The 14,783-nt window shown below is 24.0% G+C and carries 12 protein-coding genes; 4 read left to right on the top strand and 8 right to left on the bottom strand.

The window, feature by feature from the left end:
• Window positions 1-50 precede the first annotated feature (50 nt).
• A complete protein-coding gene (gene pstB / locus AAHM79_RS05240; RefSeq protein ID WP_425289554.1) occupies window positions 51-830 on the top strand; it encodes a phosphate ABC transporter ATP-binding protein PstB in 780 nt (259 codons plus the stop codon).
• Between the two features lie 37 nt (window positions 831-867).
• The gene (phoU, locus tag AAHM79_RS05235) at window positions 868-1,545 is read left to right on the top strand and encodes a phosphate signaling complex protein PhoU (protein WP_174480791.1); all 678 of its coding nucleotides are present in this window, start codon (window positions 868-870) and stop codon (window positions 1,543-1,545) included.
• A gap of 587 nt (window positions 1,546-2,132) precedes the next feature.
• Here the strand turns inward: phoU and AAHM79_RS05230 are convergent.
• Genes AAHM79_RS05230 through AAHM79_RS05220 form a run of 3 tightly spaced genes read right to left on the bottom strand, consistent with a single transcriptional unit; the run spans window position 2,133 to window position 8,057 of the window.
• Entirely contained in the window at window positions 2,133-3,137 is a 1,005-nt protein-coding gene (locus AAHM79_RS05230; protein ID WP_338986639.1) for an ABC transporter ATP-binding protein, read from the bottom strand.
• Window positions 3,138-3,157: 20 nt separating this feature from the next.
• The gene (locus AAHM79_RS05225) at window positions 3,158-7,153 is read right to left on the bottom strand and encodes an ABC transporter permease (protein ID WP_342257253.1); all 3,996 of its coding nucleotides are present in this window, start codon (window positions 7,151-7,153) and stop codon (window positions 3,158-3,160) included.
• A 40-nt stretch (window positions 7,154-7,193) separates the two neighbouring features.
• Entirely contained in the window at window positions 7,194-8,057 is an 864-nt protein-coding gene (locus AAHM79_RS05220) for a hypothetical protein (RefSeq protein ID WP_342257252.1), read from the bottom strand.
• Between the two features lie 203 nt (window positions 8,058-8,260).
• Between AAHM79_RS05220 and AAHM79_RS05215 the strand changes: the two genes are divergently transcribed.
• Entirely contained in the window at window positions 8,261-8,470 is a 210-nt protein-coding gene (locus AAHM79_RS05215; RefSeq protein WP_342257251.1) for a hypothetical protein, read from the top strand.
• A gap of 24 nt (window positions 8,471-8,494) precedes the next feature.
• Here AAHM79_RS05215 and AAHM79_RS05210 read toward each other — a convergent pair whose 3' ends face one another.
• Window positions 8,495-8,899, bottom strand: a complete 405-nt coding sequence (locus tag AAHM79_RS05210) for a hypothetical protein (RefSeq protein WP_342257250.1) — start codon at window positions 8,897-8,899, stop codon at window positions 8,495-8,497.
• A 40-nt stretch (window positions 8,900-8,939) separates the two neighbouring features.
• On the opposite strand from AAHM79_RS05210, the gene AAHM79_RS05205 reads away from it, so the two are divergent.
• On the top strand, window positions 8,940-9,890 hold the full coding sequence (locus tag AAHM79_RS05205) for an IS30 family transposase (RefSeq protein ID WP_342257249.1): 951 nt from the start codon (window positions 8,940-8,942) through the stop codon (window positions 9,888-9,890).
• Here AAHM79_RS05205 and AAHM79_RS05200 read toward each other — a convergent pair.
• The 4 genes from AAHM79_RS05200 to AAHM79_RS05185 all read right to left on the bottom strand — a co-directional run bounded on the left by AAHM79_RS05200 (window position 9,887) and on the right by AAHM79_RS05185 (window position 14,414).
• Complete coding sequence (locus AAHM79_RS05200) at window positions 9,887-10,060, bottom strand: hypothetical protein (protein ID WP_342257248.1); 174 nt, start codon at window positions 10,058-10,060, stop codon at window positions 9,887-9,889. The genes AAHM79_RS05205 and AAHM79_RS05200 overlap by 4 nt on opposite strands.
• 71 nt (window positions 10,061-10,131) lie before the next feature.
• The gene (locus AAHM79_RS05195) at window positions 10,132-12,498 is read right to left on the bottom strand and encodes a hypothetical protein (RefSeq protein WP_342257247.1); all 2,367 of its coding nucleotides are present in this window, start codon (window positions 12,496-12,498) and stop codon (window positions 10,132-10,134) included.
• 105 nt (window positions 12,499-12,603) lie between these two features.
• Window positions 12,604-13,449: a PTS transporter subunit EIIC gene (locus tag AAHM79_RS05190; RefSeq protein WP_342258238.1), complete on the bottom strand. Its 846-nt coding sequence runs from the start codon at window positions 13,447-13,449 to the stop codon at window positions 12,604-12,606.
• 53 nt (window positions 13,450-13,502) lie between these two features.
• Complete coding sequence (locus AAHM79_RS05185; RefSeq protein WP_342257246.1) at window positions 13,503-14,414, bottom strand: PTS transporter subunit EIIC; 912 nt, start codon at window positions 14,412-14,414, stop codon at window positions 13,503-13,505.
• Window positions 14,415-14,783 lie beyond the last annotated feature (369 nt).

Genomic DNA, 14,783 nt, shown 5'->3' with positions numbered 1-14,783 from the left:
AAGATAAATTTAAGAAAAAACCAAATAACAAATCAAATAATTTATCAAATATAGAAAATATTCCAAAAAGTAATTATGTTTTTACTATTAAAAATTTAAATTTCTTCTATAATCATGGTAAAAAACAGGCTTTATTTAATATAAATTTAGAAATAAGTCGTAATCAAGTAACCGCTTTTATTGGACCAAGTGGTTGTGGCAAATCAACATTACTACGAACTTTAAATAGAATGAATGATTTAATTGATGGTGTTAAAATTAATGGACAAATATTATTCAATAATGAAGATATTTATGAAAATAAAAAAAATATTATTTCATTACGAACTAAAGTTGGAATGGTATTTCAAAAACCTAATCCCTTTCCAATGTCAATTTATGATAATGTTGCATATGGTCCAAAAAATCAAGGCATTAAAAACAAAAAGATTCTAAATCAAATTGTCGAAGATGCTTTAAAAAAAGCGGCTTTATGAGATGAAGTTGCTCAACACTTATTTTATTCAGCATTATTATTATCAGGCGGCCAACAACAACGTTTATGTATTGCTCGTGCTATTGCCCTAAAACCAGAAGTACTATTAATGGATGAACCAACTTCAGCTCTAGATCCGATTGCCGCATCTAAAATTGAAGACTTAATGAATGATTTAAAATCAGACTTTACAATTATTGTTGTTACTCATTCAATGCAACAAGCAGCACGAATTTCTGATAAAACTGCTTTTTTCTTAAATGGAGAAGTCATTGAATATAATAATACTAAAAAAATATTTTCACGACCAAAAGATAAAAGAACAGAAGATTATATTACCGGAAGATTTGGTTAAAAATATATATAATTAATTATAGAGAAAGGAGGAAAAAATGAAAATAATTAACCGTAGATTTGATTTAGATATCATAAATTTAAAACAAAACTTATTAACTTTATTAAAAGAAGTAAAAAAAGAACATAAAGACGCTTTAATAGCAATGGAAACACAAGATTTTGACATGTCAAAAAGAATTGTTGAAACCGATAAAGAAATTAGAACAGTCGCTGAAAGTTTAACAATTACTGCAATTTGAAGTATTGCTCAACAAAATCCTTTTGCTACTGACTTACGTACTATTATTGGCTATATGAATATTATTCGTGATTTAGAACGTATTTCAAATTATGCTAAAAATTTATCCAAATTTAATGTCAAATATAAACCAGAAATTAAATTAACATCTCAATTATCAGGATTAATGAAAAAAGTATTTAAAATGATGGATTTAATTGGTGAATCTATAAATGAAAATGATATTAACAAAGCTTATCAAGCAGCAGAATATGATATTGATATTGATAATCGTTTTCGTGAATCAATGAAAAACATTGTCAATATGTTAAAAGTAAACAAAAATAATGATCAACTCTCTCAATATACATCAACAATGCAACAGTTGAAATATATTGAAAGACTAGGTGATCACTTAGTTAACATTTGTGAAACAATAGTATATATTATTAAAGGTAAATTTTATGATTTATCTTCAACAAAAATATCTGAATAATTTATCAATCAGTGTTAAAATAATTACTTTTTTGCAAGTTTCATTTAAATATTTTTAAGTCATACTTTAATATGATAATACTTATTATTATTTTATTTTTAATTGTATTAAATTAAGGTATGATTTTTTAATTTAATATTAAAATTTCTAAAAAGGAATGTTTAACTTAATTCTTCTATTTTAATATTACTATTAATATTTTTTTGTTATCTATATTTTGCTTATTTTTATTATATAATAAAGAAATTCCTATTATTAAACCAATTAAATTTAATGTTAAAAATAATAATATGATGCCTAATGCATTATTACTATTACATAAACTTATACCTCAAATTAAAAACACTATTCAAATTACTAAACATATTCATATAATAAATGTAATTAAACCAATACTCATTACCTTGCACCTTTTTCTTTCTAAAAAATAATTAAACTAAATAAAATATAGTATTTTCTATTAGATTCTTATAATTTAATATTTTTTTCTTTATACAAGTATTTACTCTATATAAATATAAGAAAAATGCATAAAAATATGCATTTTTCTTATATTTATTAAATCAACCCCCATCTATACCCTTTTCTTATGATCAATTTATTTCATTTGGTTTCATTGGTTTTTCATTATTCTTTACACTAATAATTTTACCATTTTTAACGTTAATAACAGTATTTGCAACATATTGGAAGTTAGGATTATGAGTAACCATAATAATTGATGTTTTATATTCTCGATTAACATCCAATAAAATTTCTAACACCTTACGCCCCATTTCCTCATCAAGTGCTCCTGTTGGCTCATCACAAAATAAAATTGTCGGATTTTTTGCTAGTGCTCTACCAATCGATACTCTTTGTTGTTGTCCACCTGATAATTGACTTGGAAACTTATTCATATGTTCATCCATTTCAATAACTTGAAAAATATCATCAATACTCATATTTTTATTTTTATTTTTAGCAAGATTTTCACCAACTTCAGCATTTTCACGAGCAGTTAAGTTAGTTAATAAATTGTATTGTTGAAAAATAAAACCAACATTATCTCGTCTAAATTTAGTTAAATGACTATCTTTTAATAAAGATAAATTGTATCCGGCCACAAAAACATCACCAGTATTAGGTTTATCCAATCCCGAAATAATATTTAATAATGTTGTCTTACCACTTCCCGATGGTCCTAAGATAACAACAAAATCACCTAATTTAATTTTTAAATTAACTCCTTTTAATACTTCATATTCTAAGTCTCCAGTTAAGTAAGATTTTTTAACATCAAATAATTCAATAACATTAGTTTGAGTATCAGGAGTATTATTAGTCATTGATATAATTTTACCTGCTAAAATTTCTTTTGAATGAGTTTTTGTTAATTTTTTAATTGCTTTTTGATTATCTTTAAAAGCTTGTAATTTAGCTTTATTAGCTTCTATTTCTTCCTTTGATTCTGGTTTATCATGAGATTTATGAGTTACTGGTGGTATTGTACCTTCGGTTTTAGATACTGACTTCTTTGTAAAACTAGATTCTAACTTATTTTTAGTTACTTGTTCACTTGAATTTTTAGTGTTTTTTTTATCATTTTTCATGTTTTTATTCCTTTCTGCTTTTAATCAATTTCATTTAAAGTTTTAATTGGATTAATCTTCTTCATGGCATATCAATCAATAATAAAGGTTGTTGCATAAATGCCAAAGACAATTAAACCAACCACAAGCGGTAATCATCAAACAAAGAATAATGGTAAAACCCATGTTGTATTAGCAGCTAAATAGTTAAGAATAAACTTAACAATTATTCATCCTACAGGAAAACCAATAACAAACATAACAGCAATCACTGGTAAATACATACCAATAACAATATTAGTTATTTTTGCATCACTATAACCAAGTGTTTTCATTGTTGCTATTGTTTTACGATTTTCATAAATTACTAAATTACTTGTTAATAAAATAATAAAGAACGAAATGATTAATGAAAAGATAATAAATGCAACCAATACTGTATCAACTAAAGCAGTAATTTGATTTAACAACTGATGATGGATATCTTGTGGCGTAATATTAACAGCACTACCTGCACCATAACCTTGATAAGTACCAGAACCATCAGTACCACCATTTAAACCAAAAGCACTGTAATCTCCATACATTTGCGAAGTTGAAAATGAATTAGTTATATCTGGTAATGATTGCGAATTTGAAAATTTAAAATTAAAGATTGGATTTTCATTTTCAAATATTTGATTAAGTTTATAAATAACGGGATCATTTAATTGATTAAGAAAATTTTGATATTCATTAAATGATTTTAATTTACCAAAATCAACATCACAAGTTTTTTTTTTGTCTTCTCATTCTTTTTTAAATAATAAAAATAAAAATTCTTTTGTTTTATTAAATGATAAAACTTTATCAGCATTAGTTTTACTAATATAAGCATTAGGTTGACCATAACCATTATATATACCAACTACTTTATACGTTGGTGTTTTAGAACTTATCTTATCATTATAAGAATTAACAACCTTACCAGCAGTAACTTCTTTTAACATATTTGTAGCATTAATACCCATATTATCATAAGCCCCATCCTTTAACTTATCAACTTGTGTATAACCAGTTTGTTGTTTTAATAATGTTACATTATTAACATTTTTACTATCACCAACAATGTTATCAATATTAATTTTATCCAAATCAAAAGGTTTCAATTTATTATTATCTTTAAATTTCATAGTATTACCATTACTACTCATTTTAAATTCATCATTTATTTTTAAATTTAATTGTTTAGCAATTGTTTGATTAATAACAAGACTAATACTATCATCACTATTTTCTTGTTCTAAAAGTGGATTTAATGAAGAACCTCCAACATCATATAATTGCATCATTGAAGGTTTGCCTAACTGTTGTTGATTTTGTAAACCATAAACTTTCATTAAATATTTGTTCTGTTTAAATAATTTTTCAGGAGTACCAATAAAGTAAGTTCCTAATTCATCAGTTTCTTTATCAAAAGGCACAACATTAAAAGCAACATTAAAAGGAGCATTGGGATCACTATAAGCTTTGGCAATATTTTGACGAATAAAATATGGGCTTTTAGTATAAGCACCTTGCACTACAGTTTGTCCCATTCTATTATAAAATAAAGCACCAAATCAAATTCCAACTTTATTAATTCAACTATCACGCTCTTTGTCACTAATTTCAGATGCATTATTATTCAATAATTGTGTTTCATTAGTTAAATGTCACGGATATAATTTATCGCTAGTATCAAAACTTAAATTATCAATATCATTAATAAAAGTAGGACCCTTACTTGAGGCATTTTTGTAAGCAGGAATATTAGTATTTGCTCAATCTTTGAATTTTGTAATATCTAAATCATTAGGATTAGTACTAATCTTACCAGTCTTCGAAATCGTACCACTAATATTCATTGCCACTGTTGTTCGATAGTTTTGATAAAATTTTCTAATAATATTATAAGTATTCTCACTATAAAAACTGTTAATATTAGTATTTTTTAAAACTGTGTCATACATTGGTAATGCATTTGGTCAAGCCATTTGTACCAGAATTCCAACAATCACAGAAGCATCTTTAATATCACTAGAATCTAATCCATTTAAAAAGTTTTTAGTAAGCATTTTACCATTTAAATACGTTAAACCAGTATATCCTAAATCACTAATAGCAGCACCGGGATTAGATTCATCTGACATTGGAGCATATGCTTCAGCATTAATATTATTTTCTAATAATTCTTTAACAAAAGTATCATTTAATGGTCCAGAATTATCAAAACTTGGTGGATGTCAATATGTATCACCAGTAGTACTATCAACAGTAGAAGTATAAGTTCAATCATCTTTATTATTTGGATTATAAGTTTTATAAAAACTATATGGAGAATTATAAGTCGGAATGTCATATTCAACTAAGGAGTGATAATTCATACCAGTAAAAGAAAGTAATTTATTATCAGCCATAATTTTTGGACCAATAATAGATGTTGTCATTAAAGTTGTTCCTAAAAACATAGTTAATGCTGCTGCTGCCATTTTTCCAATTGATGATGTAAATAGTGATAAACGGAATCTTGTTAAAAATCCACGATTAATACTTTTTGTTTTAATAATTCGACTAAAGCGAGAATTAACAGTAGCTGATTCGTTTTTAATTAAATCTATTGGTTTTTTAATAACTGTTAAAGCACTAATAACTCATGCAATAATTGATAAAAAACCAAATATTAAAATTAAACAATATATAAATCCTAAACCATTAAAAATAAAATGACCAAAATCTAGATTAAAATAGTTGGCAAATGTTTGAACTATAATTACTTGTAAACCACTTGCTGGTAAAAACACTAAAATAGTACCAATAAGTGCTGCTACCATTGGATAAGCTAAAGATGTAATTAAAATTTTAATATTACTATAACCTAATGATTTTAAAATTCCAATTTGTGTTCGTGAATTATCAATATTTTTATAAGTAATTAATATTACTGTAATTCCTGTAATAATTAAAACAATTAACAATAAACCAATTAATAAAATTTTAAATCCAATAATAGTTGCATTCAAAGTAGCAGTACGATTATTAAACGTATACTTATTATTTCCTAACTTATATACTAAAGCAGCATCAGAATCAATAGTATTAATATATTTACTTCTTAAACTTTGTGAAATTAATTTAATATCATTAATTTTACCTATTGTTGATTTTCCAACAAAATAAATTTCGCGATCATTATCAGAAGAAATTGTGATTTTTTCATTAGCTTTATCATATGATCAAATATAATTATTTTTTTCTAACCTTTTACTTAAACCAAATTGCATTGGATCAACGTATAATAAACCTTCACGAGTTTTATTTGGAATTGGTGTAGTTTGATCAATAATTGGGGTTGTGAAATCAGCAGATACACCATATCCAACAATTTTTAATCAATTATAACTACTATAAGCAGCATCATTTAAATCATATCCTGAAACTTTTAAACTACTTCCTAATTGATCTGATTGCACACGAATTGTATCATTAATATGCAAATTATTTTTTTGAGCAAATTCTTTATTAATAACTACCTGTTTTCAACTTGGAGTTTTATCTGGATTATTACTATCTCCTATTTGATAACCATCACTAATGATTAATTTATCAATACGAGCATCTTGATTATAAGTTAATATTTTTAAAATTCTAGGATTACTATTATTATCTAATTGCATAGTTTTGCCTTCAACACGATCTCATATAAATTCATTACCAGCATCATTTGCAATATTGTTAATATCAAAATCATTCTTTTCATCAACAGCAGTTGTTGATGTTGATATTTTATGAGAAATAGTTTTTGGAGTAGTATTAGATAAATCAATAACAAAATCATGTAAATTAGATTTTGCAACTAATGTTGAATATTCATCAGAAATTCTTACTAAACTTGTTTGCATTAATGAAAAAATAGTTGATGATAATAATACTAAAACAATTAAACCAACTAATTGAATTTTATTACGAAATGCTTGTTTAAACGCATTTTTAAAAAGCAAAAATGATTGTTTTTTCATATTCCTTCTTCCTTTCTTTTAAATTTTAAAACAAAAAAAGTTATTGAATTAAAGCCATTTTTCAACCATTAATTAAAGTTTTTAAATCTTGAATAGTTTTAGTAATAAGTAGTGTTAATTGGGCACTTAAAAAATAAGTTAAATTCTTCTTAAAAATAGCAATTAAAAGTTTTTTATTATTATCAGTAATAGAAACTTGGTGGTCAAAATTAGTAAACATTTGTTTTTTAAATTGCCATGTTAAAATGATAATTTTAGTTTTAGTATATGCTTTTACTGGAAATTGTTTATTAATAATATTGGGTAATGAAAAATTACTAAATAATGTTACTCAAGTTTTTTTAATTAAATTAAAAATTGTAAATAAATTATCACTAAACATTTTTCATGAAAAGAAACCTAATCAATAGTAAAAGAACACTAAAATTAGTACTGAAATAAAGTTATTTATTGATGGTAATGATATTTTAATCATAGTAAAATTAAATTGTAAAATAATAGCAATTATAATAATTGACAAAATAGTAAAACGCATCACTTTCATAATTTTATTATTATTACGGCTTAAAAAACTAAAACAAATAAATAAATGTAAAATCGAAATCAATGATAGCATTGGTAAACTTTCTAAATCTAAAAAATTAATATTAATTACCATTTCTTGAACTGGTAATAAAAATAAACAAAATTGTGCTAAAAATCATAAACTAAATTGAAGAATAATGATTTTTGTTTTATTAAATATTTTTTTATTATTAATACTATTTTTATGAAAATTAATAGTAATTAAAAAAGTTAATTTCATATTTAAAAGTAAAAAAAGAATTGGTAAACCAAAAAAAATAAATAATTGTTCAAAATTATTAATACTATTAATTTTTAAAATATTACTACTACGTAACATTATATTCACCTTTAAATAAACTTTGCTATTATTATAATTATAAACTATTAAAATTAAATAATGCAATTATTTAATTTTAGATAGTGTTCAAATATTTAAAAAGAAAAGGAAAAAAGAAAATTTTATGAAACTGCTGTATCAAATTCTTTAGTAATAATTTTGATAATGAATATCAATATTTACAACCTATGGATTCAAACTATATGTACTACCCCACTACTAATTATCAAACTACTACATCTACTACTAAAATAATAGCTGTTGAACAACCAACTAAAAATACATCAACAGTTTTTTCAAATAGAAAAATTATTTCAAAACCATTGAAAAAAAAGATACAAGAGATTAATTTTAATAATATTACTATTTTTGAAGAAGAAAGTGAAAATCAAACTAAACATATATCTTTATAAATACAAAGAGTTAATAAATATTTATTAACTCTTTGTATTTAATTTATAACTATCTTTAATTTTTTTAAAAACCATTGTTTTATAATCTTTGCTACGATAATCATCAAAAACAAATATACCTATAAAATGATAACCAATGCCTTTTGATTTTTCTTTTATTTTTACAAAAGTAACAAATTCTACTTTATCTTTAATATATTTTTCACCCAATTGTTTTCTTTTTTCACTTGTGCTAGTACTATTAAATTGATAAATAACATTTCAATCTTCTGACAAAAAATTTGCATATCCTGTTTTAATTACTTCTTCTTTTTCGCTATTTGGACTAATCGTTAAAAATCAAACTTGTTGATAATCATTTATTTGCTGAATTATACTTGTAAGTGCAAGTAAATAAAATTGCAAAAAATTCTCATATAAAAATTTCATAATGCTAAATTTAGTTTAGAAAAAAGTAAGGAGTTTTTATATGAGTTATAAACATCTTGGCATAGATGAAAGGATTTATATTGAGAATCAATTGAAATTTAAATTTAAAATTAGTGAAATAGCTAAAAATCTTAATCGAAGTATTAGTACTATTATTCGAGAAATTAATAGAAATAAAGATAATAATCATTATTTTTCATTAATTGCACAAAATAAAGCTGAAAATCGAAAACAATCACATATTAGTTTTCATAAGTTTAAAAATAAGAATTTAGTAAAATATGTACAACAAAAATTACTATTAGGTTGATCACCTGAACAAATTTATGGCAGAATTAAAAATTTTCATAAAGAGTGAGTTATTAGTTTTAAAACAATTTATACTTGAATTTATTTTGGAATGCTTGATAAAGTTACTAGTAAAAATTTAAGAAGAAAAGGTAAAAAACGAAAATCTAAAGAAAATCGTGGCAAGTTTAATGGTAAATCAATTAAAGAACGAGATATAAATGTTAATGATCGTATAACACTTGGTCATTGAGAAGGAGATACTATAGTATCATCACGAGGTAAAAGCAAATCATGTTTAATAACTTTAGTTGAAAGAGTATCACGATTTACTTTAGCAATATTAGTTAAAAACAGAACTACTAAAGTTATTAATAAAAATGTCAGTTATTATTTATCAACTCTTCCTAAAAACATTGTTAAAACTATTACTTTTGATCGTGGCAAAGAATTTTCAAATTGACAACAACTTGAAAAAAATTTAGATGTAAAAATTTATTTTGCCAATCCATATTCACCTTGACAAAGAGGTACTAATGAAAATACTAATGGTTTAATTAGAGAAAAATTTCCTAAAAAATTTATTTTTTCAAAAACTAATAAAAATGAAGTTCATAAATTTATATTGTCTTTAAATCAAAGACCGAGAAAAATACTAAATTATCTTTCACCAATCGAATATTTGGATAGAAAAATAATTTAGTTGCACTTACCTTTACAATTTAGCATTTTATAACCACTTTTTAATATTGATACACCATCTTCATTAGTAAAAAGAGTACTTAAAACCTCAAAAATTGTTTTAAATAATATTCTATCTTTGATAGTTATTTCTTTCTTGAATAAAATTGTTTTTAGTACCTCATTTTTCACTATATGGTCACCTCTATATAAACTATAACATAATTTTAATGATTCTTATTTATACGAAATAATAATACTAATTACATTGTAAATAATTTTGGTTGTAAACAAAATCCTGGTGTTAATTCATTAGCAATATGAACGTCTTCTCAATTTTCAGTTGAAACTGAAAATTGTTGACCTGTAGGTACTAAAACTGATAGTGGTGCAACTACTTCCATCATTTCACTAACTACTAATGTTTTTGATACTATTTTTTTTTCAATAACTGGGTTAATATGAATACAAGATTTTATATCATAACTATCAGTAAATTCTACTAAATTTTGATTATACTGTGATAACATTTGTATTTTTTTATTTAAATTTGTCAACTTCTGACTACCTTTTTTATTTAAAGTTTCTAACTTTTCTTTTTCTAAAACTAATTGTTTTTTTTCTTTAAGTAGTTTTTGAACTTCTTCAGTTGTTTGATTACCAATCTTTGTTAATTTACCTTCTAGTAAAGAAATATTTTTTTCTTTCTCCTTTATTTGCATGCCATTTTCTTGTTGAATAGTTTCTAGTTTTATTTTTTCTTCCTTTAATTGATTAACTTCCGTAACCAATTTTTGATTTTTATCTTCTACTGTTATTAATGTTTGTTGTGTTTTTGATAATTCTTGATTTAATTTTTCTAAATCTTGGTTATTTTTATAATTTCTACTTTCTAATCTTTCTTTTTCTGAAACTAACGCGAACTCTTTTTTTATTAATCTTTCAATACTTTTATTTTTTTGATCACGAATATTTCTCAATTTTTTTTGCACTTTTTCTAAATTATTACCTATTTGATTTATTTTTACACTATTTTGTTGTTTAATTTTTTCTAACTTTGTTTTCTCTCTTTCTAAAGTAGCAACTTTAGAAACTAAAAATTTAGTTTCATCAATTAATAGTTGTACTTTTTGCTTTTCTGCTATTAATTGTTGTTCTAATATTGCTGTTTCTTCTGCAGATTTAACTTTTGTTTTATCCAATTCTTCTTGTGTTTGCTTTAATTGTGCTTCTAATTGATTAATTTTTGCTTGTAAAATTTGATCTTGACTTAAAATTTCTGTTTTTTCTTCTTTTGCATCATTTTCTTGTTTTATACTTTGTTCTTTAATGTCATTTTCTTCTAAAATAGCATTAATTTTAGTAATATCTTTTTCAAGTAAAGACGTTGAACTACTTGTTGTAGATGATTCTGAATGATCTGTTTCATTAGTATTAATAAATTTTAAATGTTCATGTTTTTTGTTGTCTTTTTTCTTATTTTTTCTTTTTTTAACATTTGTTTTCTTTGTTTCTATTTTATGAGAATTATTAAAACTTTCTACTTGCATTAACGTTTCCTTTTTTGAAACGTCATTATCGTTTAAAATTTCTTGCAATTTTTGTTTTAACTTTTTAATCATTTCAATATTACTATCAATATTTTTTTCAATTTCGCTTAAATATTGCATTGAATCATTTTCATCAAAAATTTGATTTACAATTTTCGTTAAAGGCAATGAAGAAGTAACTGGTTTTTGAAACATTTCAAAAATAATTTTTGACAAATCAAAAATATTTTGAATTTTTAATTTAATTCCCTTAATTTTTAATTCATTTTTTTTAGATTTATTATTTTTAAAATCACAAATTTTATTTTCATATTCATCGAATAAATTTACAACTTCCTTTTTAAAAATTTTATCAAGTTCTTCAATATTTAATTTATATGGAATTTCAGAATCACTATCTTTAACTAAAATATCCTTAAATTTATTTTCTCTTGACATTATCTCCTTAATTTTTTCATATTCATTACTTGTTAAACTAATTTTATTATCACAATCTTCATCAGTAACAAAATATTTTGATTGATTAGCAATAAAGTTATAAATATTTAATACACCTAATTGATGATTTTCACAAATTGTTTTAAAATGTTTTAATATTTCAAAATTATTATTTAATTGCTCTCTTAATTTATTTAACTTATTTAAGTCCTTGCACGAACTAATTTTTTTAATAAAAAAAATATTATCATTTTTCAGGATTTCTATTTTTGTTTTCATAAATTCAATATTAGTAATATCTTTTTTAATAAAATCACTAAAATCACTAAATAATAAAGGATGATTAAAAACATTAATTATTAAAATAATTGAAATCAAACTTTTCAAACTGTATAAATTGTCTTGATCAATATATTGCAAAGAACTATGCAAATTTTTTCTAAACAATTGACTATCAAATTTTTCATCTTCTTGGTGATAATATTTGGCAATATTACTAATAGAACTATCAATAGCATTATATTCTGCACAAGTTATATAGATAATATTAAGCACAGTAATAATGTCTTCTTTAGTTAATGTTGGTACTTGTGATTTTATTTTTTGTAAAATGTTAGTAATTAAATGTTTACCTACTCCCATTATTTTTACTCCTATCTTTTTTAATCAATTAAAAGCTCATATAGCCATTTAATGGCTATATGATCTTTAGTAGCTTTAATATTATATTGTAATAATCACTTTTAATTATAGATTAACTTTAGTTTTAATATTCAAAGTTGCTGAATTTTGTAACTGTGTCTTTATTGCATTGGCTACATGTTCAACATCGGTACCAATAACAATTTGCAAAGCTTCTTTATTCAAAATTTTAGTACCAAATGCTCCTGCGGCCTTAACTTTTGCCAAATTAACACGTGATGTATCTTTAACAATCAAACGTAACCTAGTAGCACAATTATCAATTTCAACAAAATTATCTGCACCAATTGCTTCAATTAATTTTGTTGCCATTAATGTATATTTATCACTTTTAAGATTTTTATTGCTTAACTCTGATTTTGTTGTTACTTTATTTTCTTCAACACCAAAATCTTCTTCTCTTACTGGCGTTTCAATATTCATTTTAGTAATTAATGTATAAAATACAATAAAATAAACTCCACCAGCAGCCACAATTAATAATACTCATAGTGGATTTGAAGTAATATGATAAGCACCTGTAGCATGATTAGCAAATCCTCATGATTGAGCAAAAGAAATGCAATAGTCAATAATTCCAGCACTAAAACCAAAACCAACTTGGATATGCAATGCTGTCGTTATTGCAATAAATATCCCTGTTAATAAGGCATGAATTACTAATAATAATGGAGCAATAAATACAAATGAAAATTCAATTGGTTCAGTGATTCCACTAATAAAAGAAACTAAAGCAACTCCTCCTAAAAATCCTGATACCATTTTTCTATTTTCTTTTTTAGCTGCCATAATCATAGCTAAGGCAGCAGCAGGAATACCACCCATCATAATAGGAAAGAAACCTGATTGAAAAAATCCAGATCCTTCAATACCTCTAGTAAAAGCATTAATGTCTCCATTTACTCATTCCGTTGTTCCAGATGCAGTACCTGTAATTGGAGATATTATCTGACCATTAATTGGTAATTGAAATCAAAAAAAGTATTTAAGATTTGATGTAATCCAAAAGGTAATAATAAACGATTTAATATTCCATAAACTGCTGTTCCTGGAATAGCAACTGCTGGATTATTTGGATTAGCAACTAATTGACCAAATTTAATTAATACTAATTGAATTCATGGTCAAACAATAGCAAATGCCAAAGCAGTGGGAATAGTTATTGCTAAAGCCACCATTGGTGCAAATCTTCTACCACCAAAGAATGATAATGCTTGAGGAAGTTTAATTTCTTTATATTTATTATATAAAACTGCAGATAAACACCCCGCTACAATTCCACCAAAAACACCAATGTTTAATACATAAATACCACCGATAATAGTTTTACCATCTGTTCCAAATTCTTCTACATAAAATAATGACGAAAATTTTTCACCTTTACTTGATGTAAAAGTTAAAACATTTTTATATAACATTTCTGGTAATGAATGTTCAATTGACGTCATTGCAGATATTGCCAAATAAAATACTGCTCCAACTAATGCAGCTTCACCACGATGATCTTTAGCTAAACCTAAAGCAAATAATAATGGTAAATTATCAAATACTATTTTTCCTGGTTGTTGAATAATATATGAAATTCAATAACCAACTTCATTAGTAACATGCATAACACCAGCATCAGTTGTAGTAGTAAATGTAAGCCCTAATGCTCCAAATCTGTTTAAAATAGCAGCGAATGGTAATACTGCAATTGGAAATTGTAATGCTTTACCTAAGTCTTGTAAAAATTTTAAAACATTATTTCAAGGACTTTTTTCTTTTGAGGTTTTTAATTCTTGCTCTAGTTTTTTTTGATAAATTGTTATACTATCGTTTTTTTCTTTATGTTTTTTTCAGAAAACTAAACCCATATTTTAACCCCTTCCTAAAACTTTTTCTTAATTTTTCAAAATTAAAACATTGAACTTATTGAAACTGATAATAGCACAATGGCACCAACTGTTGCACAAAACATTAAAAATATATAAAGAGCTTTATTTCAAAAATGAAAAACTTGATATGTAACTTTTTTTGGTTTAAATAAAAATTGCTCGTTAATCAGGCTCCTTTCTTTACGTAATTTTCTTTTAAATAAAAAAAACACAAGAAAAATAATACCAATACAAATCAAACCAATGATAAACATTATTCACATTGCCGATGTTGATAAACTTTTATTGTGCGACTCTAATGTTAAAAAATTTAGCATAATCATTTACACTTTCTAATCATTAGTTTTT

Origin of the sequence: Spiroplasma endosymbiont of Nomada ruficornis (assembly GCF_964030795.1) — a bacterium.
GTDB classification, from domain to species: Bacteria; Bacillota_I; Bacilli_A; order Mycoplasmatales; family VBWQ01; genus Spiroplasma_E; species Spiroplasma_E ixodetis_A.
This window is presented reverse-complemented; position numbering and strand designations above follow the sequence as displayed.